The sequence below is a fragment of the Mycolicibacterium setense genome (assembly GCF_000805385.1).
GTDB lineage: Bacteria > Actinomycetota > Actinomycetes > Mycobacteriales > Mycobacteriaceae > Mycobacterium > Mycobacterium setense.
This window is the reverse complement of the sequence record NZ_JTJW01000003.1, coordinates 201095-226440: the sequence shown is the minus strand read 5'-3', so window position 1 is coordinate 226440 and position 25346 is coordinate 201095. Positions and strand designations below refer to the sequence as shown.

Sequence of the window (25346 nt, the reverse complement as noted above, 5' to 3'; positions counted from 1 at the left end):
CGTGCGAGCAGCGCGCGTCGTGTAGGGATGAGCCCATGAACGCATCGGCGTATGTGGGTCGTGTCGGGGGGCTGGCGGTCGCGCTGGGGATCGGCGCCGTGCTGGCTTCTGGCAGTTGGGTGGCGTCCGCAGACACTGGCGACTCCCCCGGCAGCCCCACCAGTGGGCCCGCCAAAAGTGAGTCGAGTGCCCGGGCGGGGTCCAAGGACTTCGGCCCGAACCGCAAGGTGAGGTCGCCGAGAGCACCCACATCCACCGCGCGCTCGGACACCGCAACCGTGGAAGGCGCCGCGGCGACGACGACGAGCGCCGGCTCATCTGCCCGCCAACGCAACCGAAGGCACGGTGACGGTCCGGGTCACACAACCCCGGTCAAGAAGTCCACCACCAAGCGCGCTGTGACCACGACCGCCGACGACGTCTCGTCGCCCCCATCGGTTGAGCGGGCCACACCCACGCTGTCACAGAGTTCCTGGGCAGCGCCTCAGAAGACCGATCCGGCGAGCCCAACCCCTCGGCCGACAAGAACACTGGCCGTGACACCGCGCGTCACCGAACCAACACGCCTGCCCGCGACGACACGTCAGGCACCGGCACCGGCACCGGCCAACCCGGTCGTGAATGCGATCGCCACCACCAGCGTGTTGTTGGGCCTCGGTGAGGTGGCGCCGGTCAAACACCCCACCACACCGCAGGATTCGAATCCATTGACCTGGGCAGCGCTCGGTGTGGCCACCCGCAGGACCGTCGCGGCGGAGCCGAAGATCGTCGGGCAGCAGGCTTCATCGCCAGCAGCCGTGGTCGGGGCCTCCTTGTACGACCCCATCCATGACGCGGCCCAAGCGTGGATCGTCAGCCCGATCGGTCAGGTGGTCGATGGTTTCGTCAACACCGCGGCCGGGTCCTACGTGATCGGCAATGGCGCGGCGGGCACCGCCGAAAACCCGGACGGCGGCGCCGGCGGTTGGTTGTTGGGCGACGGCGGCGCGGGCTGGCACAGCACCGAGGCAGGTCAGACCGGCGGAGCCGGAGGTGCTGCCGGACTGCTCGGCAACGGCGGAACCGGCGGCATGGGAGGCGCCGGCGCTGCCGGTGGCGCGGGAGGCGCGGGTGGACTACTGATGGGCATCGGTGGCCTCGGCGGGAACGGCAGCTCGGGCACCTCTGGCGCGCGCGGAGGCGCGGGAGGTTTCGGCGGTGACGGACGGGGGCTGTTCTTCGGTCTCGGCGGCGACGGTGGTGATGGGGGCGACGGTGCGGTCGGCGGTATCGGCGGTGACGGAGGCAACGGCTCGAAGTTCTTCGGCATCGGCGGCGCCGGCGGCGATGCCGGCGACAGCGGCGTCGGAGGCGCGGCGACCGGCCTGGTCGCCCTCGGTGGCGCGGGCGGCATCGCGGGAATCTTCGGCACCCACGGCGACGTCGGAAAGTTCGGCACCATCGCCGGAGCGCCGCCAAGCACAGGCGTCACCGACAAGCTGTCCACCACTGGCACCTGGTTCACCAACAGTGACGGTCAAGTCGTGATGATGCACGGGGTCAACGTGGTCTACAAGGTTGCGCCGTATGACCCTTCGGCAATGGGTTTCAGTGACGACGACGCACAATTCCTGGCGGACAACGGGTTCAACGTGGTGCGGCTGGGAATCAATTGGGCGGCAGTCGAACCCGAGCCCGGTGTGATCGACACGGAGTACCTGGCCGGAATCGACCAGACCGTGCAGACCCTGAGTGACCACGGCATCTACACCTTCATCGATATGCACCAGGATCTCTACAGCACCGAGCTCCACGGCGAAGGCGCCCCGGATTGGGCAACCCAGACCGGCGGGCTGCCCAACCCCGACTTGGGCGCACTTCTGGGCCAATTCGTCGTCAACTACTACCTGAGCCCCGCCCAGAACCACGCCTGGGATGCGTTCTGGGCCAACTCCGACGCACCCGATGGGGTTGGACTGCAGAACCACTACGCACAGAGCTGGCAGGCCGTTGCCAGCTACTTCGGCGACAATCCCGACGTCATCGGCTACAACATCATCAACGAGCCATGGGTCGGGTCCGGTTGGCTGGCAACGCTTCTCAACGGCTCTTTCTTCGGCAAGCAGCAGCTCACGCCGATGTACAACCAGACCATTGCCGCCATCCGGTCGGTCGACCCGAACACTCCGGTGTTCATCTCACCGGCGAGCCCGGCGGTCGACGAGATCAGTGCCATCCTCTTCGGCCAGCCCGTGCTACTTGGCACGATCTCGGATCCGAACACAGTCTTGGAGTACCACGGATACGGCAACGTGGCCGGCATCAATATGAGTGCCATCGTCGGACCGATCCTCGCGCGGCGCGCCGCCATCTACGCCGCCGCCAACGAAATGCCCGCCTTCATGGGCGAATTCGGGGCCACCAGCGACCCGGCCGCGCTCGCTGCCGAAACCCAAGCCGCCAACGCGAAGCAGATCGGTTGGGCGGACTGGGCATACTCGGGTATCGGCGAGATCACCAGCAGTGCCAGCCCGAGTGACCAATCCTTGGTCTACGACCCGTCATTGCCACCGACCGGCGACAACGTCAACACGAGCAACCTCCAGGTGCTCTCCAAGCCGTACCCGCAGGTGGTCTCGGGGACCCCGCAGGGTTGGACGGTCAGCGACGACGGGAAATTCAGTTTCACCTACTCCACCGAGAGAGTCGACGGATCGGGCACCTTCGCCGCGGGCTCGCAGACCACCATCTCGACACCCGCCGTCCAATATCCGGACGGCTATGAGGTCGTCGTCACCGGTGGACACGTCGTCTCCGCCCCGAACGACCCCAAACTCGTCATCGCATCGGATCCGGGCGCAACCGTCATCACCGTGACCGTCACCGGGAAGGCGACCGGGGCCGGGGCCCTGATCTCGATGTGAGGGTCAAACCACATGGGCAGCACATTCGACTACGCACCGATCCAGCTGACCAAAGCGTTTCGCGACGCCCAGGATGATGACAAGTTCCAAGGCTGGCTCAAGCTGCAGGACGCCGCGATGGGTACCGAATTCCCCATCGATGACCTGCCAGAGGTGCGCGACAGCATGTTCACCAAGGACAGCCTCGCTGTGGCCGAAGCCAAGCTGACTGACCTGTACGACAGCAACCGCGCCGCCTACACCGGTGACGAGAACGTCCACCGCACCATGCGTTTCGTCTATTACATCGGTGAAACCTTTCGCCGCGCCTTCGAAGGCACCTGGGTCGCAATCCCCCCTCAAGAAGACACTTCTGAACGAACCGCCCCGTTGCCGGGCATTGATGTCCCATTCCGCGAGGGTTTTATCCAGCCGACCCAGCTCGTCCACTTCGCACTCACCCGACGCAGCGGCATCGAGATCACACGCGTGTACGGCCACATGGAACGGGCCTACGACAAATGGCAGCAGGCGGGACGGCCAGAACGCATCTTTCGCGGCACACTGCGCGAAACTGACTAACCGCCTGGACAGTCGGTTCATTCGGCTGCGAGGGTGCCGCCTCGACGGTCTTGCCGGACTAATTGGCCTGTAACCAGGAGTACAGCGACTCACCCGGCAGAGGTTCGGTCCGTAGTGGGAATGTACGCGGTCCGTCCCTTCTCGTCTGGGGGAGATGCCGAGACATGACGGTGAATTCCGTAACCGTGTCGTTTCCTGTTAGGCCTGGACGCCAATTCCGGGCCGCGCGCATGCCGCATCTCCATTCTCGCAGGTGGCGACTTCACTGCATGGATGTCGCGGAGTTCTGATGCGCGATTCGCCAAACGAGGCCGCACACCCAAGTACGGGTGGCACATCAGCCCTTGCTGCGCAGGAATACATCGAGGCCACTCATCGCAGCAGAGGTTTCTAGCCGAGCTCCGATCGAGAAAGCAGGCTTGGCGGCGGCGTAGGGCTTGGCGCAGTCAACACACTTGACAACGCGATGCTTTGCAGAGGCTGAAGAAAACAACGCAGGTGTTCATCAGCCAGCACGTTTTGTCGGAGCCACTTGCGATGATCAGGCTTGGGTCAAGAAAGGGGAAGCGCGGTGGGGCAACGCTTGAAGATGGACGCGCCGAGAGAATCGGATCTACGGATGCTTCCGTATTGGTACCAATTGGCAGGTGTGCATAGCTCCGATCCCGCGGATGAGACCGGCCTGCTTACCCGCGGGCTGACTGACGGTCTTCTAGGGATAGCTACTGCAAAATCACGTCGGAAGAATCTACGGACGCTAATGGATTTACCGGGCAGCCAGTGGTACCTCGCACGAATGAGCGTACGAGTACTCCGACTCTCGGAGGAACCGATCGGCATCCTGGTGATGGGTCCACACGGACGATTGTGGAGCATGCTAAACGAACGGATCACACTAGAAGACCTGCCGGATCCTGACAGCCTGCTCTCCTCTCCCGCTTTCGTGAACCTCACGGCGACAGCACTGTCTATGGCAAAAATCCATGTCATCGCAGTGCACCCTGATCAGCAAAACCGCGGCCATGGGCGGCGGCTATTGCGTGAAGCGGTCCGGATCGGGGGTGTAGACGGCGTGACCATGCTGTACGGACAGTTCGATTCACATCGACACCATCTACGTCAGTTCTACATGGGCGGCGGATTCGAAGTTCTAGAGGCAGGCGCGCCCCTTTCCTTATACCCGGCCACTGGCAAAGCCGAAGACGTCATGGTGCCGCAGCCCACGGAGACCTACTTCTATACCCGGCCGCGGCAATGACAGCCTCCGCGGGATCACACAAGCGCAGTTGAATCTCTCGACCTGGTCGTCTACCCAGGAACACCGTGCCCGCAGGTTCTTTCAGACTACGGATAACGCTATGCACCCACGGAGACCGTCGCGCGAACGGGGTGCTTTCCTAGCGTTCTGCAGACCACGCCAAGCTCCTTCGGCACACAGGGATTCGTATCACGCTTGCCTGATCCACACCACTGTCACCGCCGATGTCGCTGACTCCGCATTAGCTGCCACTCCATCGCCCGCGAACCCGCTCGTGGGCGAGCACCCTACCGGTGCGGACTGTGCACAAAAAGCGCGGTCACCCGCTTATGCGACAGTCACCGTGTAGCGGATCCCGCCTGTTGTGAGGACGTATTCCAGGTCGCTTCGTCGTGCGGGCGGGACAACCATTACGAGCACTCTCATCGCTCGGCTAACTCCGACGTAAAGAACCCTCCGTTGCTCCGTGTTCGCACCATTTCTCCAGTCGTCGAGAACATGGGTAGATCCAGCCATCGTCGACGGGAGCGCAAAGATCACCCCCTCAAATTCATCGCCCTTGACTCCGTGTACATGCCCCCAACGAAGCGAGTCGGCCGGCGCTTCTGCGAACGCCCCTTCAGTCCTGCTCACCCAGAACTGCCAAACCTTATTCGGTACCGTCAACCGACTACCGAGACGCGGGATGAGTCCGATCGGTGAGTCTCGTGCCATACCTTCGACAATCGTACGGATGGAGGTCTTGCACGATGCAATGTCGCCCCAGTCTTGCGAAGATTTCAGCAGTTGACTCGCCAGTACACGAAGCTGTTCCGGCGTAATGCCAAGAAGGTCTAGTTGCTCCGCCCTGCCCTCCGAACGTGGTTCGTCTGGCCAGTCGAACTGATTGAGTAGGTATGCCTCAACATTCCGGATGGCTCGCAATCGTCCTCTCGGATCCAATCTGGACCGCAGATCAGCTAGGGCAACTAGGAGAGGCTCGATCTGGGAAGTGCCATGCGGCGGCTCCTTGCCGGCACGCAACAATGCGCGTGCGTCGGATCTACGGTGGGCGATGACACGCGTCTTCGATAGCGATACGCCTGTTTGGCGGAGGATCTTGAACCCCGCCGCTCCAGCGCGGATGCCCGATCCGACTACGACGTGGACGGCGTCCGGGCCGCCGAAGTGCTCGGGGTCCGGTGTTATTTCACCGGTTCCTACGATGCGCAGGTCATTAACCAGAGAACAGATCACGGGAGTGGATCTGTAACAGGTGGTTAGAGCCGCCCGCTGATCCGGGGCGATGCTGGCACGGTACCGCTCATACAGAGCTGAATTAGCCTGGCGGAACTCATATATTGCCTGATCCGGGTCCGCAACGGCGACGACATGGATGCCAGCCTCCTTGAGGCGTGCGACGATTCTATGCTCGAGTTCGTCGCAATCTTGAAACTCATCGATGATGATCTCGCTGAACCGCCTTGCGAGCTCTGGAAGCGGCGATTGCGGTGAGTCCAAGATCTCCAAAGCACGTTGGCGGGCAGCGTTTGTGTCAAGAATGTGGGCGCGGTGCAGGGAGGAGATGCGCGCATGGCCGATCTGGTTCAAGTTGTTTCGCGACCAAGGCGTCAGCTTGTCCCATGTACTCCGTTCGGTTCTACTGAGCTTCGCCTCATCTACGACCCATACTCCGTCTCGCTGAACGAACCGCGTGAGCCGTATCGCAGCACCAGATTGAGGTCGAACGACAGCCATTGCTGCCCGTAGGTCGTCCCATGATGTCAGGTAGCTCGGTCGCTTCCCTGTATCCCGCATGATCGCTGGCGTCACCACATACCGGCGAAAGAACGAGTCAAAAGTCCCTACGAAGTTCGGAGGTTCGAGCAGTAGCGGAACATCTCGACACCTCAATCGTGCAACGTCAACCGCAGCATTTGTGAAAGACAACATCGCTACGCGGCGACCAGTTTCGAAGTGTCGGCGCAGACGACCTACAACTGTGCGAGTCTTACCCGATCCTGGCCCTGCTTCCACCAGCCGAATACCTGGTTCAAGTGCTGCGAGTTGTTCGGCACTGAGCCCGAGCGGATTTGCGGCTGTCATCTGACTTCCGCGTCCAGGTGAGCGACAGCATCAATGGCGTCCATCAGATACTGCGGCACTCCAGGTGAGGACAAGTCCTCCGACTCCAGCGCCTCGGCGACGAGATGGGCGAAGTCACCTTTCGCAATGTCTAAGTACACCTCGGCTTCCGGAGATTTAGCGCGGATGGCTGCCGCGAAAGTCTCGGCACGCTCGTCTTGACTTGTGCCGTCGACTTTGGCAACCACGTTCTTCCAGTGTTTGTCTGAGCCTGGGCGAAGGTCGAGGAAGGCCTTATGCAGAGTCTCCTCGTTCTCTGCCATCCGAAACATCTCGGCTTCCAGAGTTGTTCCACCGACTACGACGGTTAGGCGTCCGGCTTTCACGTGGTCTGCGAAGAGTTGTTCATACCGACTGCGCCTTTCGTCTCCGGCCCCTGTGTGGTCACGATCGGTGACAACAACAACTCGGTCAATGCGCGGGTGCTCACCGTCCAAGAGGACCCGCAAGTAGGGCTCGAAGTCGACACCCTCGATGTTTATCATTGTGGCACTGCGGAATTGACGGTGCAGCCGCGTCGCCACGTCGGCAATCGTGGATGCCACAGGTTTTTCCACTGCCTCACCATCCGGCGCCTTATCAGGGGCCAACTCATCCGCAGTACCTTGCGGATTTGAGCTCTGACCGGCCGATCGGGTTGGGATAGCGCTGAGCTTCTCAGCAGCTTGTCTGAGGTGACGCTTCGCCAACGCCGGCAGTATCAACATTTCGGCGATACCTTCGACGAGAACAACATCACGAGCGAACAAGAGCGCAGCACGAGTCGAGTTCAAGTAGCGGTCAACCTTACGGCGATCTGCGGGCTTCAGATCTAGGTCGCGCAGCGAGGTGACCTTGGTGCACCAGTCCGCACCGTCGCTGTCACGCGCTACCACGGCAACATTCGCAATCGACACTGTGCTAGCTAGCACGGGTGAATGCGTCGTGACAATCACTTGAACCTTGCCGCTCGGTAGCGCGACATCGTGATGCTGGCCGCTCGACTTAGCTTGGCCATGGAGGAAGTCGAGCAGAACAAGTTGCAATTGGGGATGCAGATGCGCTTCAGGCTCCTCAACGAGAAGCAAAGTCAGATCGCTGTCTTTAGCCTTGACAAGCTGCAGCACAACCACGGCAATGAAGAGCAAGTTCGCGTAGCCGAGGCCGGTCGATGCGATGTCGCCAATGGGTATGTCACGCTCCGCTAGTTGGATACGTAGGAGGCGCGCGATGCGACGCAATTCAAGCTTTCGTTGATTGAGTTCTATGACGTGTGCTCGGTTCGGAGGCGTCGTCTGGACAAAGAAGCTTTGGATTGCATCCCTGGTTGCCAAGGAAAGTTCGTGGTCCGCAACCTTTTTGAGGGCGGCGTTTGCTACGTCGACGAAACCCTCCTCCGCGGTGGAATCGCCACCGAGAACGATTCGAAGCACGTCAAAGAGCAAGGATTGATCACCGCCGTCAAGGTCCCTCACCGCATCTCGAAGCGGGGGCATGTACACGTAGGAGATCCGGCGCCGCAATGCAGGTTCGGGATCTTCAGCGCGTGCGTCACCCACGCCCCAAGTAAGAACGCTCCGTTTCGGAACGTCGGGCCGAGTCGCGAAGGTCGCGGTGTAGATGAGGTCCTCATGAGGATCTATGAGTTGCGCCAGGTAGATCGACTTCTCGGTGTCACTTAGATCCGAATAGCGAGCCGAAAGGTCAACGGGGGCGCCTACAGGACTTCCATACGAGAGATCGCGCTCGCCACTGAACCAGGCAGATTGCCGTCCCGAGGCGGGAAACGTCACCAGTCTGAGAGCATCGACGATGGCCGACTTTCCGGCCGCGTTCTCACCCACGACCACGGTGAGGTCCGGGGCGAACTTCACCACCGTGTCGCGGCAAGAGCGAAAGCGTTGCAGTAGCAACTGCGATAGAAACATCTACTGTCCGATCAAGAGTGTGGAGGTTCGACAATAGAAATTGGTGCCGCTTCGGCGGTGGAGACTCGCTGAAGTTCCTCGATCGAGGATTTGGCTATGTAGCGGCAATTGCTGCCGTTCGGCCACACGACCACCAGAAGGAACCACCTCCGGTAGGCGACCAAATTGCGAAGCGCAGACTTGCCACGGTCGCCGGCCAGAATCATCGGCCCGCGCTACGGCTGGGCTGCACACTGGCAACCGTGCGGGCGTGAACCTCAAAAGTCAGGTTTTGCAGTCCGAGATGGCGAATTCGCCGTCGTCTGCCGTTCCGAAACGCAAAATGCCACGGAGAATTGCAACCGACAACAGGTCCCAACACCCCTTGTCACATAACGCTACTAGCAGTAGCGTAACGCCGCGTGACCCGGAGTTTCCACGTCGGCCAGCCGTTCACCACGTCCGATGCCGACATCGCGGCGGCATTGGAGCAGGTCAGCATCCCGACGCTGCTGCTCTCCCTCGTGCACATCACCGGCGACCCGCGGTTCATCCGCGAGTTCAAACAGGCCGGCCTGTTCCTCAACGAGGTCCAGGGCTTCATGAGCGAGGAGGACAAGGCGCGGGTCCGTGAGGTCGCGCTGCCGGTGATCGCCGACTACCGCGACCGCGGCTGCCCGGCACCCGCCCCACTGCCCGCCGAGTTGGTCCGGGAGATGCTGGACTGGGCGGCCTGCGAGCCGGTCGACGACGACAATGTGCCGCTGATGCTCGAGGAGCTCGATCTCGAGGGTGTCGACCCGCGCCGGCCCACCACGTTGGAGGACACCGACGGTTTCCGCGTCGTCGTGATCGGCTGCGGCGAGTCGGGCGTACTGGCCGGGGTGCGCCTCAAGCAGGCCGATATCGACTTCACGATCGTCGAGAAGAACGCCGGACCGGGCGGAACCTGGTGGGAGAACAGCTATCCCGGCGCCCGCGTCGACGTGGCCAATCACTTCTACTGTTACAGTTTCGAACCCAGCAATCACTGGGACCACTTCTTCGCCGAGCAGCCCGAGCTGCGTCAATACTTCCGCGATGTGGTGGACCGCCACCACCTGGAGCCCCACATCCGGTGGAACACCGAGGTGGTCTCCGCCGCATGGGACGGCCAAATGTGGAACGTCACCGTGCGCTCGGCGGCCGGGACGGAGATCCTCAAAGCCAACGCCGTCATCACCGCCGTCGGCCAGCTCAACCGGCCGCAGATCCCCGACTTCCCCGGCGCGGAAACCTTTGCGGGACCGGCCTTTCACTCGGCGGCGTGGGATCACGACGTCGACGTCACCGGCAAGCGGGTCGCCCTGATCGGGGCCGGCGCCAGCGGCTTCCAGATCGCCCCGGCCATCGCCGACAAGGTCGAGCACCTCACGGTCTTCCAACGCACCGCACAGTGGATGTTCCCCAACCCGATGTACCACGAGCGGGTCGCCGACGGGGTGCGCTGGGCGATGGAACACCTGCCGTATTACGGGCGCTGGTACCGCTTCCTGCTGTTGTGGCCCGGAGCCGACAAGGGCCTGGACGCCGCACGGGTGGACCCGGAGTATGACGATCAAGGCAACGCGGTCAGCGAGATCAACGCCATCGCCCGGATCATGTTCACCGACTGGATCACCACCCAGGTAGGCGACGACCCCGAACTCCTCGCCAAGGTCCTGCCCGACTATCCGGCCACCGGCAAGCGCACGCTGCAGGACAACGGCAGTTGGCTGGGCGCGCTCAAACGCGACAACGTGGACCTGATCCGCACCCCGATCGAACGCATCACCCCGAGCGGGGTCGTCACGACCGACGGTCAGACCTTCGAAGCCGATATCATCGTGTACGCCACCGGTTTTCGCGCCACCGACGTGCTGTTCCCGATGACCATCACCGGCCGGGACGGCATCGACCTTCGCGACGTCTGGGGGCAGCGCCCGTACGCCTACCGCGGCATCACGGTGCCCGGTTTCCCCAACTTCTTCATGACCTACGGCCCGGGTACCCATCTGGCGCACGGCGGCAGCCTCATCCTCAACTCCGAACTGCAGATGCGCTACATCAACAAGTGCCTGGAGCATCTGATCACCGAAGGTCTGCGGGCGATGGAACCGCTGCCCGAACCGACGAAGGAATGGCACCGGCGCTCACAGGAGGCGATCCGCCAAACCGTGTGGGCGCAGCCGTCGATCAAACACTCGTACTTCAAGAACGCCGACGGTGAGATCCACACCGTCAGCCCGTGGCGGTTGAGCGAATACCGTTCCGCGATCAACGAACCCATCTGGTCAGACTTCACAGTGCAGGAGGCGTGAGCATGCGCGCAGTTGTCGTGGAACCCTCCGGTCAGGTCAGCGTCGAATCGCGCCCAGACCCGGCCCTGCCCGGGCCCGACGGCGCCATCGTCAAGGTCGAGGCCGCCTCGATCTGCGGATCGGACCTGCACTTCCTCGAGGGCCACTACCCGATCACCGAACCCGTGTCCGTCGGGCATGAAGCGGTCGGCACGGTCGTCGAAATCGGGCCTGATGTCACGGGATTCGCCGTCGGCGACCGGGTGCTGGTGTCCTCGGTCGCCGGGTGCGGACACTGCGCCGGCTGCGCCACCCACGATCCGATCCGCTGCGTGCAGGGACCGCAGATCTTCGGCACCGGATTCCTCGGTGGCGCCCAGGCCGAACTCCTCGCGGTGCCGGCTGCGAACTTCCAGCTGCTGAAGATGCCGGAGGGCATCACCACCGAACAGGCTCTGCTGCTCACCGACAACCTGGCCACCGGCTGGGCAGCGGCCAAACGCGCCGACATCCCGATCGGAGGTTCGGTCGCGGTGATCGGCCTGGGCGCGGTCGGCATGTGCGCGCTACGCAGTGCCCTCACCCTCGGTGCGGCAAAGGTTTTCGCCGTCGACCCGGTGGAGGCCAGACGCGAGCGCGCGGCGGCCTCGGGCGCGACGACCTTCGCCCCGCCTTCGGCGCAGGCGATCCGGGAGGCCACCGGTGGCCTCGGTGTGGACTCCGTCATCGACGCAGTGGGCATGGACGCCTCGATCAACGACGCCATCGACGCGGTCCGCGCCGGCGGCACGGTGTCCATCGTCGGCGTGCACGATCTGCAGCCCTACCCGATGCCCGCACTCGCGTGCCTCCTGCGCAGCCTGACCATCCGGCTGACCACCGCGCCGGTGCAGCAGACCTGGCCGGAGCTCATCCCGCTGCTGCAGGCCGGCCGCCTCGACGTCGACGGGATCTTCACCACCACACTGTCGCTGGACGACGCCGCCGAGGGCTATGCCGCGGCGTTCTCCCGCTCGGGTGAGCATCTCAAGGTGCAGCTCAAGCCATAGCTCTGCACAGGCGAGTGGCGCTGACTGTCAACGCTTTTCATGAATCTGCGGGAAGGCTTCCCCTGAGTTCGCTGTCAATTCACTGTGAACTCACTGAAAGCATTTGGCCCGCAGCACAATCGGCATCCTTACAACACATCGTCACGTCATGCAAATCGGCGTGAGTCCCTTCACACTCCGGAATTTTCCTCGCCGGCAAGGGAATAAAGGCCGCGGTAAGCACGGTTCCACGGACACGTGCGCCAACCGAATCCGATAGCTGACCGACCGATCGAGGTGCGTCCGCACCAGGCCCCACCAACAGACCTCGTCGGGCGGCGCTGATGCGTCAAGGTCCACTCGCCGGCCGGTATCCCGCGGTGGCCACCATGGTCACCCTGGCGCTGATCCCCTACCTGGCGTTATCGGCGGCGGTCGACCCGCTGGTGCCGATCATCTCCCGAGAACTGCACATATCGGCTCAGACGATGAGCCTGGGTTTCGGTTTGGGTAACGCGGCCTATGCCGTCGGCACGGTCCTGGCAGTCCAGTTCGCCCAGCATTTGCCGCAGCGCAGGATGCTGCTCGGTTACGCGGTGGTGCTCGTGGCGGGCTCGGTGCTCGCGGCATCAGCGCTCAACGGGGCGATGTTCATTGCCGGCCACATCCTGCAAGGGCTGGCCACCAGCATGCTGCTGATCGCGGCCGCACCGCCCCTGACCATCGGTTTTCCCAGGGACAAACTGCGGCACACCGCAGTGATCATGAATATGTGCGTGTTCGGTGCCGTCGCCCTCGGCCCGTTCGTCGGCGGAGCGCAGGCCGAGGCGCAGGCGTGGCGCCCGCTGTTCTGGATCGTCGCCATGGTCGCTGTGGCAGCCCTGATCATGGCGGCCCTGACGTTCGAGGACGCGCCGCCCGCCGATCTGGACGCGCCGCGTGACCTCCGGGCCATCGGACTGGCGTCGGTCGGTTGCGCCGCCGCCTTCATCGGCGCCGCACAACTGACCACTCACGCATTCACCGATCCGGTCGCGATCGTGCCGATGCTGGGCGGCCTAGCGCTGATCGTTGTGCTCATCGTCTACCAGTTCAGGTCCCGTCGCCCGCTGCTCACCGTCCGCACGATGCTCACCAGCTCAATCCCGGTCGCCGGAGTGGGCCTCGCCCTGTTCGCGGCGGCCGCCTCGGTGGCGGCGACCGCACTGACGGCCCAGGTCTTCATGCAGACGTACAGCCCCGTGCAGGTCGGCCTGTTGTACCTGCCCGAACTCGGCGGTGCCATCGTGATGGCGTTCGTGTTCGGGTTCGTCATCTCCCGACGTGCCATGCACTATCTGCCCTTGGTCGGCATGGCCCTACTGGCGGCCGGAATCGTGGTGTTCCGGTTCGCCATCCCGGCCAACCAGCCGCTGGCCCTGCTCGCGTCCGCCCTCACCGGTCTGGCGTTGGGCGCCACCGTGGCGCCCGCGTTGTTCGTCGCGGGTTTCTCGTTGCAGTCCAACAGCCTTCAGCGGGTCTTCGCGATCATCGAATTGCTGCGGGCCGTGGCGGCTTTCATGGTCGCGCCGATCTTCGCCCATTTCGCGGCCACCGCCGCGGGCGGGCTGGTGGCGGGTGCCGGTGATGCACTGTGGATCGGTGTCGGGCTGTCGGTCGGCGGCGCCGTCTTCGGAGTGGCCGTCTACGCACTCAGCGGCGCGCGGCCCCAGCGGCCCGACCTGGATCAGTTCCTCGATGGCGAATCCCCGGCCTGGTACTCGCCCCCACTGCTGGCGCGGCTGCGGCCGGGCCTGCCTGCGCCGCTGCCCCCGGTCGCGCCGGCCCGGCCGGTCGAGGCGGCCGATGCCACTGCCCTATCCACCGGACCGGTCCTGTTCGCCTACGACGGGTCACAACGTGCCGCATCCGCCATCGAGCGGGCCGCCGCCGAGCTGCCCACGCCCCGCGACGCCCTGGTGGTTTGTGTCTGGCAACCAGTCGACGTGGGATTCACCCCGGTGGAGACAACGCACTTCGACGCCGATCAGGCGACCGAGGTGCGTCGGGCCGCCGAGCGGACGGCGGCCCACGGCGCCTCGCTGGCCACGCGGGCCGGTTTCGACGCCCGCAGCCTCGCGGTCGAAGCAGCACCCATCTGGAAGGGCATCGTCGAGACCGCTCGCCGGCAGAATGCCAGCCTCATCGTGGTCGGCCCGCACCAGCGCAGCGGATTGCTGGGCCACTTCGAGGGCAGCGTGGCCGGCGCCGTCGTGGCACATTCCACCACGCCGGTCCTGGTCATCCCCGAGGGCGCGCGTTCATCCTGCGCTGAGGGCGGGGATTCGTCGAACTTTCACGCCGTGGGCGCAGAGTCGGCGGCCTCCAGATAGGCGCGCAGGTTGTCCCGCAGCGTGGAAACACCGCGCTGCATGATCTTGAGCTCGTCCAATGACAGACCGGTCGCCGCGACGAGGTCCATCTCGAAGGCCTGCTCGCGCAGTTCACGGCCGGCATCGGTGAGGCTGACGATCACCTGACGCTCGTCACCGGGATCGCGCCGACGTGTCACATAGCCGAGTGCCTCGAGCTTCTTGAGGATCGGCGTCAACGTGTTGGACTCCAGGAACAGCTTCTCCCCCAGGCTGCCGACCGTCTGGTGGTCCTGCTCCGAGAGCGCGACGATCGCGATGTACTGCGTGTATGTGATGCCCTTGCTGTCCAGGATCGGCTTGTAGGCCTTGCCGTACGCGAGGTTGGCCGAGTAGACGGCAAAGCACAGGAAGTCGGAGAGCTGCGCAGACTTAGGTGCCATACCCAAATTGTATCGCATCCGATTTAATCGGATGGGATGGAATCTCGAACATCCTGCGTTCATCTCTAACGCATCCAATTGCACCGAACGATCCCTACCGAGGAGAACCCAGTGACCACCGAGACCGGCAACGTGCTCTACACCGCCCAGACCCACACCACCGGCGGACGTCAGGGCGAGTCCTACAGCTCCGACGGCAACCTTGACATCCAGCTCACCCCGCCGGGCGGCAATGGCACCGGCACCAACCCCGAGCAGCTGTTCGCGGCCGGCTGGTCAGCCTGCTTCCTGAGTGCGATGGGCCTGACCGCGGGCAAGCACAATGTGAAGCTGCCCGCCGATACCGCCGTCGACGCCGAAGTAGACCTGCTCAACACCGACGGGGCGTTCTCGCTCCGGGCCCGGCTCAACGTCACCATCCCGGGGGTCGATCGGCAGACCGCCCAGGCGATCGCCGACGACGCGCACCAGGTCTGCCCCTACTCCAAGGCGACCCGCGGCAACATCGACGTCACCATCAGCGTGGCCTGACCCGAGGAACGGATCGAATGGCCACTTGTTGCACGCCTTCCGCGTGATCGCGTGTCACAAGTGGCCACTCGGCGGACATGGCTACTCCTTGAGGTCCAGCACCGGCGTCGGTCGCCGGAAACCGCGGGTGACCCCGGCCAGCCACACGAATCCCACTGCCAGCCAACATAACCCGATGATCAACGTGAGGCCGGACAAACTGGTCCACAGCCACACGGTGAGCAGGAAACCGATCAACGGCAGAACGAGGTTGGTGACCACCCGGGCCCCGTCACGCTCCTGTCGGTCCACGAAATAGTGCTTGATGACCGACAAGTTGACCACTGAGAACGCCACCAGCGCACCGAAACTGATCACCGAGGCAAGGGTGGTCAGGCTGATGACGATGGCCAGTAGCGACACCGCCGACACCGCCAGAATGGCGTACACGGGCGTGGCGAACCGCGGTGAGACATACCCGAAGATCGCGCGCGGCAGAATGCCGTCGCGGCCCATCGCGTAGAGGATGCGGGCGACCGAGGCCTGCGATGCGATGGCGGACCCGAGCGCGCCGGCCACATAGGCCGCGGTGAAGAAACTCTGCAGGAACTGCCCGCCCGCGCTCATCATAAGGTCCAGCGACCCGGACTCGACGTCGCCGAACTGGTTGGACGGGAACACCAGCTGCCCAAGGTAGGACAGCACCACGAAGATCAACCCGGCGACCACCGTCGCGATCATGATCGCCTGCGGCACTGACCGTTTGGGGTCCTTGGCCTCCTCGGACAGTGTGGACACCGCGTCGAACCCCAGGAACGACAGGCACAAGATCGCCGCGCCGGCCAAGACCGGGCTGAATCCGGTCGTGCTGCCATCGCCGTAGATCGGCGCCATCACGTCAACCGTGCCCAGGCTGAACACCTTGGAACTGGCCAATATCAGGAACACCACGATGAAGATCGCCTGCACGGCGATGATGACGACATTCGCCCTGGCCACCGACACGATGCCGACGATGTTGAGCAGCGTCACCCCGGCGATGGACAGCACGACGAACACCCACGCCGGAATCGCCGGCAACGCGGCATGCAGGTAGATGCCGACCACCAGATAGTTGATCATCGGCAGGAACAGGTAGTCCAGCAGGAGCGACCAGCCGGCGAGAAATCCGGCCGGGGCACCGAACGACTTCTGCGTGTACGTGTATGCCGACCCGGCGACGGGGTAGGCGACCGCCATTCGGGCGTAGGAACGCGCGGTGAACACCATCGCGGCCAACGTCACCAAATAGGCCACCGACAGCCGGCCGCCAGTGGTCTGGGTGACGATGCCGTAGGTGGTGAACACCGTGAGGGGCACCATGTACACCAGACCGAACAGCACCAACGACGGCAGCCCGAGAGCGCGCCGTAGCCTGCCCTCGGTAACCTCAGCCACATCGGCCATGACAGTTCCTCTCATTCCGCGGCCGAATAGACCTGTGTGCCTTGTAGATAGGTGGCGCGCACTTGCACCTTGGGAAGCTCCGAAGAGTCGACGTACCGAGGGTCGCGGTCCAACCACACCAGATCAGCACTCGCGCCAGGAGCGATCTGACCCCACTCCCGCTCTGCGAACGCCTGATACGCCACGGCGCCGGTGTAGGAGGCCAGTGCGGGCTCGATCGGCAGGACTTCTTCGGGAGTCCAGCCACCGGCGGGCTCACCCTCGGACGTACGCCGCGAGACTGCGACGGCGATCCCGTCCAGTGGCGCACCCGAAGACACCGGCCAATCCGAGCCGAACGCCAGCGCCGCGCCCGAGTTCTCCAGGGTCCGCATCCGATACTGCCGATCTGCACGTTGCGCACCCAGCCGGGGAATCGTGAGCACCGTCATCAACGCGTCCATCTGTGCCCACAACGGTTGCATGTTGGGGATCACCCCGAGCTCGGCGAACCGCCCCAGATCCGCGTCGTCCACCAACTGGGCGTGCGCGATCACCGGCCGCCGGTCGCGCGGACCGTTTTGGCGCGCAACGTATTCGATGGCATCCAGCGCTTGGCGGACGGCGGCGTCACCGATGGCGTGGATGTGGATCTGCATCCCCAGGTCATCGACTTTTCTGGCCGCCTCGGCGAGCGCGTCGCCCTCCCACAGCTGCATGCCGTGCGAATGCAGACCCGAGCAGTACGGCTCCAGCAGCGCACCGGTCTCGTTCTCCACCACCCCGTCGGCGAAGAACTTCACCGTGTTCGCGGTCAGCAGCGGCGAACCCGCCGCGCGGACCCGGTCCCGGTCGGCCGCGTATTGCGTCACCTGCGAGTCGAAGTGGCGCGGATCGGCATAGAACGCCAGATTGAACCGCATCCGCAGGGCTCCGGCCCGGGCCGCCGCCAGATAGGTGTCGAGTTCAGCGGGCTCGACCCACGCGTCCTGAACCCACGTCACACCGCGCGCCAGGTAGTAGTCGGCGGCCGTGCCCAACGCGGCGATGCGCACCGCCTCGTCACGGGCCGGCATGACGGCGGTGACCAGGTCAGTGGCGCCCCATTCTCGCAGCGTGCCCAGCGGCGAGCCGTCCTCGCGGCGCGGAATCTCACCGAGCACCGGCTCGGCTGTCTCGGCAGTGATACCGGCGCGTCGCAACGCCTCCGAGTTCACCCACAGGGTGTGGTAGTCCCAGGCGCGCAACACGACCGGCCGGTCGGGGACCGCGGCGTCCAGCCATCGCGCGTCGAACAACCCGTCGGGAGCCAGGCTGCCGTCATAGGACGCCCCGACGATCCAGTCCTCATCCGGGTGCGCGTCGGCGAATTCCTTGACCGCCGCGACGATTTCGTCGACCGACCGGCAACGCCGCACCGCTGGACCCGCTGATTCCAGACCACCGAACAGCGGATGGGCATGGCCGTCACCGAACGACGGCATCAGGAAGCCGCCCTCCAGGTCGATCTTCCGATCGACTGCCGACGCCAGCGCGTCGTCACCCACTGCACGCACCACCCCATCGGCGACGAGCAGCGCATCGGTGGTCGTCGTGGGCGTCCAGATCACACCGCCGTGAAAGAGCGTGGCGGTCTTGCCGGGCACGGAGAATGAAGTCACAAACTGGTCCTGTTTCTCGGGTCCTATTTTTCGGGCAGATGCACCGCGGTCGCAGCACCACACGCCACAGGTGCGCGGGTGGTCGCACTGAGCGTGGTCATCTGACTCCTAAAGCGAATGGAATTCGTTTATTGTGTGACCCAGACCACCGGTTGTAAAGCCGTGCGATGAAATCAGGGGGAACAGGGACATGGGGCGACCCTCGAAACCGATCCTGTCACTGGACAGGATCACCAGTGCGGCAATGGATCTCGTCAACACAACGGGCGGATTCACCATCCCCGAACTGGCCCGCAGGCTCAAGGTCAGCCCGTCATCGCTGTACAACCACGTAGCCGGGCGCGAGCAGATCGTCGAACTGCTCCGCGAACGGGCGATGTCGGAGGTCCAGTTACCCGACGTCGACGCCGACCGGCCGTGGGCGGAGATCCTGGCCGACATCATGCGCTCCTACCGCAGCAGCTTCGCCCGCTACCCGCGACTGATTCCCCTGCTCACCGCCCATGCCGTCAGCAGCAGCCAGGCTCTCACGATGTACAACGCACTGGCCGTCACCCTGACCCGGGCCGGCTACAACCCGACCGACACGCTGCGGATCATCACGCTGGTCGACAACTACGTGCTGGGCTCGGCCCTCGACCTCACCGCCCCCGACAAACCGTGGGAATCCGGCGACCAAGTCGGCCCGGAGCTGACCGCCGCGCTGGCCACCGGCGCGCCCAAGCCGGCGCGCGCCGACGATGCGTTCGAGTACGGATTGGCGGTGCTGCTGCGCGGGCTGGTCCGGACCTGAACACCCACCTTGCGGAGCGCGCTACCCGCCGCAGCGGTTACGGAAATCAGTCGCCGGTTGCCGGAGGCCCTGCAGTTCGGCCCGGATCTGCGGCTTGTCCTCGAGGTATACCTGCACCGAATCGGCCATCTGGTCGTTCGACTGCCCCTTGAGGCTGGTGAAGAAGTCATTGACGTCGGGATGGGTGAACAAGTAGGCCGAGGTGGCCGCGCGGACTCCGGCCATCACACCGGCCAGGTCCGCAGCCGTGCAGTTCGGCTCGTCCGCGGCAGCGACGGGCGCCCCAACGGCCAAGAGCGACAGGCTGATTGCGCCGGTGGCAATGACACGGGTGAACATCGTGGCTCCTAAATCGACTCGGATAACTGGGCTGAGGCTCACGGACGCCCCGGCCGCCAGCCGCCACCACCACCACCGTTGTCGGGCGGGCGGGGGTCGATGTTGATTTCTAAGCCTCCGCCGGCGCAGTACCAGTCGTTGGCGCAGTAATACGGGTAGTAGGGGCCGGCCTTCGGCGGCGTCGGTCCCCCACCCCGGACGTTTCCCTGCGCGCAGACCGTCGAACCGCCGGCGTCGACACAGTCAGCCGCGGCAGGCGGTGCAACGGCGATGGCGATCGGTACGGTCAATCCGGCCAGGCCGAGTAGCACCGGACCCCACAAGCTCCGCATGGCCACTCCTCAGTAGATCCCCTTGGGCCGAGAATAAATCCCGAGGATGTCCGAATATGCAGAATCGACAATAACCGGCCGCATGCCAGCGCGCACCTCGTGCGTAACCGGTTGCGTTCGCACAGATTGCAAGCCTCGCCACCGGATTCGATCCCACCTAGCCTCACGCGCGTGAACGAAGACTGGCTGGCCGTGATCGTCGGCCTCACCCTACTGGCTCTCGTGCTCGTCGGCGCCATCCCCGGCAGCGTGATCCCGTGACCCGCACCGAGGAACGCGCCGAACAGCGCTCATCGAAGCTCGGCTACATCGTCGCCGGTGTGCTGGTGGTCGTCGCGCTGGGCGCGGCGACCCGATTCCTGGAGACCCAGGTTCCCCAGTGGGCCGCCGGAACACCGTTCGCCGGAATCGCGAAATCGGTCGAATTCCCGGTCTACGCAATCGCTCTCGGGTTGATCGGCAACGCGGTCCTGGCCAAGTTCGCGGTGCGGGATGTCCTGTCCCAAGGCTTCCGCACCGAGTTCTTCATCAAGACCGGGCTGGTCCTACTGGGTGCGTCGATCAACCTCAAAGTGCTCGCCACCGCGGCAGGCCCGGCGATCATCCAAGCCCTGCTTCTGATTTCGATCGTTTTCGGGTTCACCTGGTGGCTGGGCGGACGGCTGGGCCTCGACGACAAACTGCGGGCGTTGCTCGCCTCCGCGGTCTCGATCTGCGGGGTGAGCGCGGCCATCGCGGCCGCCGGTGCGGTGCAGGCCCGTAAAGAGCAGCTCGCCTACGCCGCGTCGCTCGTCATCGTGTTCGCCCTGCCCTCGATCTTCCTGCTGCCCTGGCTTGCCGACGTCTTCGGACTCTCCGACGCGGTCGCCGGAGCCTGGATCGGCGGCAACATCGACACCACTGCGGCAGTGGCCGCCGCGGGCACGATCGCCGGCGAACAGGCGCTGCAGATCGCCACGATCGTCAAGACCACCCAGAACGCGCTGATCGGCATCGTCGCCATCGCCGTCACCGCGTACTTCGCGCTCAAAGTCGAGCGTCAGTCCGATACGCCCGACGCGGCGGTGGCACGCCCGTCGCTGCGCGAATTCTGGGACCGGTTCCCCAAATTCGTCCTCGGTTTCCTCGCCGCTTCGGTCATCGGCACGCTGTATCTGCAGTTCGCGGACGACGGCAAGGCGACGATCGCCACCGTGAACGACCTTCGGACCTGGTTCCTGATCTTCGCCTTCGTGGCGATCGGACTGGAGTTCTCACTACGCGGTCTCAGAGAAGCCGGATGGCGGCCGATCGTGCTGTTCGCCGCGGCCACCGTGGTCAACATCGTGGTGGCGCTCGGATTGGCCCCCCTCCTTTTCGGCGGATTGTTCGGCACCTTCACCAGTGGCTAGGTAGCCGTTACCCTGGCTAAGTGCCGACAACCTGGTCGCGACGAGGGTTTTTCACGGTCACCGCTGCGATGGCCCTGGTCGCCGCATGTAGCACGCAAAAGCCCGGCGAAGTTGCCAAGGACGGTTCGGTGACCGTCCGCCACCTCTTCGGAGACACCAACATCCCGGGACCACCGCAACGAGTGGTCAGCGCAGGATTCACCGAACAGGACGACCTGCTCGCCCTCGGCGTCGTCCCGGTCGCCACGACGGAATGGTTCGGTGGCGAGCCGTATGCGGTGTGGCCCTGGGCGCGACCGAAGCTCGGGGGCGCCCAGCCCACCGTGCTCGGGCTGACCGACGGCATCCAGGTCGATGAGATCGAAGCGCTCAAACCCGACCTGATCGTGGCCACCAATGCCGGACTCGACGCCGACACCTACGCCAAGCTGTCCGAGATCGCCCCCACAATCGCCCAGTCCGGAGCCGACGCGTTCTTCGAGCCCTGGCGCGACCAGGCCACCCTCATCGGCCAGGCACTGTTCCAGAATGACGCCATGTCCGGCCTGATCGCCGGGGTGGACGAAAAGTTCAAGGCGGTCGCCACCAACAATCCGCGATTCGCCGGAAAGAAGGTCATGCTGCTGAGCGGCACCTTGTTCCGTGACAGCGTGCAGACCCAGACCGGATGGCGCACCGAATTTCTCACCCAGATGGGATTCGTCGTGCCGCCGACACCGGCACTGATACCCCGCGACGACATCCCCTCGGTGCTCGACGGCGCCGACGTGCTGATCTGGACCACCGAGAGCGACCAAGAGCGTGATGCCCTGCTCGCGGATCCGGTGATCGCCGGACTCAAGGCGACCGCCCGCGAGCGGCACGTTTTCACCCCAAAGGACCTGACCGGGGCCATCGCATTCGCCTCGCCGCTGTCCTACCCGGTGGTGGCCGACCAGCTGCCGCCGCTGCTCGATCGCGCGCTGGCCTGACAAGATAACCGGGTGACAAGCACCCAGGATCATCAGCACCGCGGCACCGCCGCCGTCGGCTCGGCCTACTATCCGGTGCTCGTCGCGGTCTTCACGGCTCTGGTGATCATCTCCAACGTCACCGCCACCAAGGGCGTCGCATTCGGACCGATCATCGGCCACTGGTCGATCATCACCGACGGCGGGTTCATCGTCTTCCCGCTCACCTATGTGATCGGCGACGTGTTGTCCGAGGTGTACGGCTTCAAGGCCGCGCGGCGCGCCATCCTCCTCGGATTCTCGATGAATGCGCTTGCCGCACTGGCATTCTGGATCACGATCTACCTTCCGGCGGCTGACTTCTACACCAATCAGGAACACTTCGAGAACGTCGTCCACGCCTATACGCAGCTGATCGTGGCAGGCCTGGCCGGGTTCATCGTCGGGCAGACCATCAATGCCTGGGTTGTGGTGGCCATCAAGGAGCGGACCAAGGAGAAGCACCTGTGGGCCCGGCTGGTCGGATCGACGTTCGCCGGCCAGCTCGGTGACACCCTGGTCTTCTGCGCCATCGCGGCGAGCGCCATCGGCATCAGTACGGTCGGCGACTTCGTCACCTATACGGCGCTCGGCTGGGTGTACAAGACCGCTGTGGAGGTGATCATGCTGCCGATCACCTACCGCGTGATCGGCACGATCAAGCGCCGTGAGCCCACATATCAGCTCGCCGTTTGAGGCTTCGGTAAGGCACCTCTGGCAAGGTTCATAGAGCTGCAGCATTCTTAGCTACCGACGGGTAGCTTCAGGTCATGAGTGTGACATCAGAGGTGATGGACGCGGCGGGGCCCAGCTTGAACCCAGGCACCGCCCGCGACTACGGCGATCAGGCTCTGCTGCTCGAGTTCGACAGCACTGCCGATGTTTTGGCGTGGACCGCCACCCTCACGGCGGCCCAACTACTCGGTGTGGTCGACATCGTGCCTGCGTCACGCACGATCTTGATCAAGCTTGCCGACCCCCGCTATCAGGCACCCACCCGGCAACGTCTGGGCAGGTTGCGGTTGCAACCCGGATCGGCGCCGGTCCGCCCCGTCGGCCAGGCCGACGTGACCATCGACGTGGTCTACGACGGTGCCGACCTGAACGAGGTCGCGACCCTGACCGGGCTGACCCCGGAGCAGGTGGTCGCGGCGCATACCGGCACCCCGTGGCAGGTCGGCTTCATGGGTTTCGCGCCCGGGTTCGCCTACCTCATCGGCGGCGACGAGCGCTTGCAGGTGCCGCGCCGTGCCGAGCCCCGCACCAGTGTCCCGCCCGGAGCGGTGGCGCTGGCCGGGGAATTCAGCGGCATCTACCCGCGGCAGTCACCCGGCGGCTGGCAGCTGATCGGGCGCACCGACGCGGTGCTTTTCGACGTACATCGCGATCAGCCCGCGCTGCTCACCCCGGGCACATGGGTGCAGTTCCGGTCCATCGACTAGCCGGCGAGGAGAACATCATGACAACAACCATGACAACGACATCGAACCCCGGGTCACTGCGCTCACGCCTGCCGAAATTGGAGGTTCTGCGCACCGGACCGCTGGCCCTTGTCGAGGACCTCGGCCGCCCGGGCATGGCCCATCTGGGTGTCACCCGCTCGGGCGCCGCCGACCGTCGGGCGCACACGCTGGCCAACCGGCTGGTGGCCAACCCCGGTGAGCACGCCACCATCGAGGTGATGTTCGGCGGATTCTCGGCCCGGGTGGTCGGCGGTGACGTCTCCATCGCGGTCACCGGCGCCGACACCGACCCGGCAGTCAATGGAATCCCGTTCGGCACCAACAGCATCCACCACGTGCACGACGGCGAAGTGATCTCACTGGGTGCGCCGCACTCGGGACTGCGCAGCTATCTGGCGGTGCGCGGCGGCATCGCCGTCGAGCCGGTACTGGGCTCGCGGAGCTACGACGTGATGTCGGCGATCGGCCCGGCGCCGCTGCGCCCCGGCGACATCCTGCCGGTCGGTGAACACACCGCCGACCTGCCCGAAACGGACCAGGCCCCGGTCGCCTCGATCAGCGACGACGTGCTGGAACTCAACGTCGTTCCCGGCCCGCGCGACGATTGGTTCGTCGACCCCGACGTGCTGATCCGCACCAACTGGCTGGTGACCACCCACAGCGATCGGGTCGGGATGCGCCTGGTCGGCATGCCCCTGGAATACCGCCGGCCGGACCGGCAACTGCCCAGCGAAGGTGCGACTCGAGGGGCAATTCAGATACCGCCCAACGGTTTTCCAGTGATCCTCGGCCCCGACCACCCTGTCACCGGGGGCTACCCGGTGATCGGCGTCGTGACCGACGAGGACATCGACAAGCTCGGCCAGGCGCGGCCCGGGCAGACCGTGCGCCTGCACTGGGCGCACCCCCGCCGCCCGTTCGAGGGCTAGCCGCGAGAAAGGTAAAGACACCGGCGCGCGGCGCTGGTAGAACATGGGTGTGCCCTACCAGGATGTCAGCGCGCCGTCCGTTCGAGGCGGAATCCTGCACACCGCGCGTCTGGTGCACACCTCCGATCTCGATCACGAGACCCGCGAAGGTGCCCGGCGCATGGTCATCGAGGCGTTCGAGGGCGACTTCAGTGACGCCGACTGGGAGCACTCACTCGGTGGCATGCACGCGCTGATCTGCCATCATGGTGCCCTGATCGCGCATGCCGCCGTAGTCCAGCGGCGCCTGATCTACCGCGACACCGCGCTGCGCTGCGGATATGTGGAAGCCGTGGCGGTGCGCGAGGATTGGCGCGGTCAGGGGCTCGCCACCGCCGTCATGGACGCCATCGAGCAGGTGTTGCGCGGCGCCTACCAACTCGGCGCGCTCAGCTCGGCCGACACGGCGACCGACATGTATCTCTCCCGCGGCTGGCTGCCCTGGCAGGGCCCGACATCGGTGTTGCAGCCAACCGGCGTGACCCGAACCCCCGACGATGACGGGTCGGTGTTCGTGCTGCCGGTCGACCTGCCCGCCGGCATCGACTTCGACACCTCGGCGGAGATCACCTGCGATTGGCGTGACGGGGACGTCTGGTAGCC

At 64.7% G+C, this 25346-nt stretch carries 21 protein-coding genes; 14 read left to right on the top strand and 7 right to left on the bottom strand.

Going from position 1 to position 25346, the window contains the following annotated elements:
• Nucleotides 1–35: 35 nt before the first annotated feature.
• The 3 genes from QQ25_RS31495 to QQ25_RS30905 all read left to right on the top strand — a co-directional run bounded on the left by QQ25_RS31495 (nucleotide 36) and on the right by QQ25_RS30905 (nucleotide 4722).
• The gene (locus QQ25_RS31495) at nucleotides 36–2903 is read left to right on the top strand and encodes a cellulase family glycosylhydrolase (protein ID WP_082017385.1); all 2868 of its coding nucleotides are present in this window, start codon (nucleotides 36–38) and stop codon (nucleotides 2901–2903) included.
• Nucleotides 2904–2915: 12 nt separating this feature from the next.
• Nucleotides 2916–3464, top strand: coding sequence for a hypothetical protein (locus QQ25_RS02540; protein ID WP_039376969.1), 549 nt, complete (start codon nucleotides 2916–2918; stop codon nucleotides 3462–3464).
• A gap of 874 nt (nucleotides 3465–4338) precedes the next feature.
• The gene (locus tag QQ25_RS30905) at nucleotides 4339–4722 is read left to right on the top strand and encodes a GNAT family N-acetyltransferase (RefSeq protein WP_157847789.1); all 384 of its coding nucleotides are present in this window, start codon (nucleotides 4339–4341) and stop codon (nucleotides 4720–4722) included.
• Between the two features lie 327 nt (nucleotides 4723–5049).
• Here the strand turns inward: QQ25_RS30905 and QQ25_RS02530 are convergent, their stop codons facing one another.
• Together QQ25_RS02530 and QQ25_RS02525 are read right to left on the bottom strand one after the other, a co-directional pair.
• Nucleotides 5050–6807, bottom strand: a complete 1758-nt coding sequence (locus tag QQ25_RS02530; RefSeq protein WP_082017384.1) for an ATP-dependent helicase — start codon at nucleotides 6805–6807, stop codon at nucleotides 5050–5052.
• Nucleotides 6804–8753: an AAA family ATPase gene (locus QQ25_RS02525; protein ID WP_039376961.1), complete on the bottom strand. Its 1950-nt coding sequence runs from the start codon at nucleotides 8751–8753 to the stop codon at nucleotides 6804–6806. The genes QQ25_RS02530 and QQ25_RS02525 overlap by 4 nt, the downstream gene beginning before the upstream one ends.
• 401 nt (nucleotides 8754–9154) lie before the next feature.
• On the opposite strand from QQ25_RS02525, the gene QQ25_RS02520 reads away from it, so the two are divergent.
• From QQ25_RS02520 to QQ25_RS02510, 3 genes are all read left to right on the top strand, one after another.
• Nucleotides 9155–11071, top strand: coding sequence for a flavin-containing monooxygenase (locus tag QQ25_RS02520; RefSeq protein ID WP_039376960.1), 1917 nt, complete (start codon nucleotides 9155–9157; stop codon nucleotides 11069–11071).
• Nucleotides 11072–11073: 2 nt separating this feature from the next.
• Nucleotides 11074–12099, top strand: coding sequence for an alcohol dehydrogenase catalytic domain-containing protein (locus QQ25_RS02515; RefSeq protein ID WP_039376958.1), 1026 nt, complete (start codon nucleotides 11074–11076; stop codon nucleotides 12097–12099).
• 323 nt (nucleotides 12100–12422) lie between these two features.
• On the top strand, nucleotides 12423–14450 hold the full coding sequence (locus QQ25_RS02510) for a universal stress protein (protein WP_082017383.1): 2028 nt from the start codon (nucleotides 12423–12425) through the stop codon (nucleotides 14448–14450).
• On the opposite strand, the gene QQ25_RS02505 is transcribed toward QQ25_RS02510, so the two are convergent.
• Complete coding sequence (locus QQ25_RS02505; protein ID WP_039313002.1) at nucleotides 14414–14872, bottom strand: MarR family winged helix-turn-helix transcriptional regulator; 459 nt, start codon at nucleotides 14870–14872, stop codon at nucleotides 14414–14416. The two genes, QQ25_RS02510 and QQ25_RS02505, sit on opposite strands and share 37 nt — an antisense overlap.
• A gap of 111 nt (nucleotides 14873–14983) precedes the next feature.
• On the opposite strand from QQ25_RS02505, the gene QQ25_RS02500 reads away from it, so the two are divergent.
• A complete protein-coding gene (locus QQ25_RS02500; protein ID WP_039313000.1) occupies nucleotides 14984–15403 on the top strand; it encodes an organic hydroperoxide resistance protein in 420 nt (139 codons plus the stop codon).
• A gap of 81 nt (nucleotides 15404–15484) precedes the next feature.
• On the opposite strand, the gene QQ25_RS02495 is transcribed toward QQ25_RS02500, so the two are convergent.
• Nucleotides 15485–16828 (bottom strand): APC family permease, encoded by a 1344-nt coding sequence (locus QQ25_RS02495; RefSeq protein ID WP_082017382.1) that lies wholly within the window; start codon nucleotides 16826–16828, stop codon nucleotides 15485–15487.
• An 11-nt stretch (nucleotides 16829–16839) separates the two neighbouring features.
• The gene (locus tag QQ25_RS02490; protein WP_039376954.1) at nucleotides 16840–18468 is read right to left on the bottom strand and encodes an amidohydrolase; all 1629 of its coding nucleotides are present in this window, start codon (nucleotides 18466–18468) and stop codon (nucleotides 16840–16842) included.
• A gap of 190 nt (nucleotides 18469–18658) precedes the next feature.
• Between QQ25_RS02490 and QQ25_RS02485 the strand changes: the two genes are divergently transcribed.
• Complete coding sequence (locus QQ25_RS02485) at nucleotides 18659–19261, top strand: TetR/AcrR family transcriptional regulator (RefSeq protein ID WP_039312992.1); 603 nt, start codon at nucleotides 18659–18661, stop codon at nucleotides 19259–19261.
• Between the two features lie 21 nt (nucleotides 19262–19282).
• On the opposite strand, the gene QQ25_RS02480 is transcribed toward QQ25_RS02485, so the two are convergent.
• Both QQ25_RS02480 and QQ25_RS02475 read right to left on the bottom strand, forming a co-directional pair.
• Nucleotides 19283–19600: a heme-binding protein gene (locus QQ25_RS02480; protein WP_029106304.1), complete on the bottom strand. Its 318-nt coding sequence runs from the start codon at nucleotides 19598–19600 to the stop codon at nucleotides 19283–19285.
• A 38-nt stretch (nucleotides 19601–19638) separates the two neighbouring features.
• Nucleotides 19639–19932: a hypothetical protein gene (locus QQ25_RS02475; protein WP_052235570.1), complete on the bottom strand. Its 294-nt coding sequence runs from the start codon at nucleotides 19930–19932 to the stop codon at nucleotides 19639–19641.
• A 257-nt stretch (nucleotides 19933–20189) separates the two neighbouring features.
• On the opposite strand from QQ25_RS02475, the gene QQ25_RS02470 reads away from it, so the two are divergent.
• The 6 genes from QQ25_RS02470 (at nucleotide 20190) to aac(2')-Ib (ending at nucleotide 25344) form a co-directional block, all read left to right on the top strand.
• Nucleotides 20190–21323, top strand: a complete 1134-nt coding sequence (locus QQ25_RS02470; RefSeq protein WP_039376952.1) for a YeiH family protein — start codon at nucleotides 20190–20192, stop codon at nucleotides 21321–21323.
• Nucleotides 21324–21343: 20 nt separating this feature from the next.
• The gene (locus tag QQ25_RS02465; protein WP_039376951.1) at nucleotides 21344–22294 is read left to right on the top strand and encodes an ABC transporter substrate-binding protein; all 951 of its coding nucleotides are present in this window, start codon (nucleotides 21344–21346) and stop codon (nucleotides 22292–22294) included.
• Nucleotides 22295–22306: 12 nt separating this feature from the next.
• Nucleotides 22307–23008: a queuosine precursor transporter gene (locus tag QQ25_RS02460; protein WP_039376950.1), complete on the top strand. Its 702-nt coding sequence runs from the start codon at nucleotides 22307–22309 to the stop codon at nucleotides 23006–23008.
• 74 nt (nucleotides 23009–23082) lie between these two features.
• Nucleotides 23083–23754 carry a 5-oxoprolinase subunit B family protein gene (locus QQ25_RS02455; RefSeq protein WP_039312978.1) on the top strand — a complete coding sequence of 224 codons (672 nt, stop codon included), beginning with the start codon at nucleotides 23083–23085 and terminating at the stop codon, nucleotides 23752–23754.
• A 17-nt stretch (nucleotides 23755–23771) separates the two neighbouring features.
• Entirely contained in the window at nucleotides 23772–24704 is a 933-nt protein-coding gene (locus QQ25_RS02450) for a 5-oxoprolinase/urea amidolyase family protein (protein WP_234706004.1), read from the top strand.
• Nucleotides 24705–24753: 49 nt separating this feature from the next.
• Nucleotides 24754–25344, top strand: coding sequence for an aminoglycoside N-acetyltransferase AAC(2')-Ib (gene aac(2')-Ib, locus QQ25_RS02445; protein WP_082017421.1), 591 nt, complete (start codon nucleotides 24754–24756; stop codon nucleotides 25342–25344).
• Nucleotides 25345–25346 lie beyond the last annotated feature (2 nt).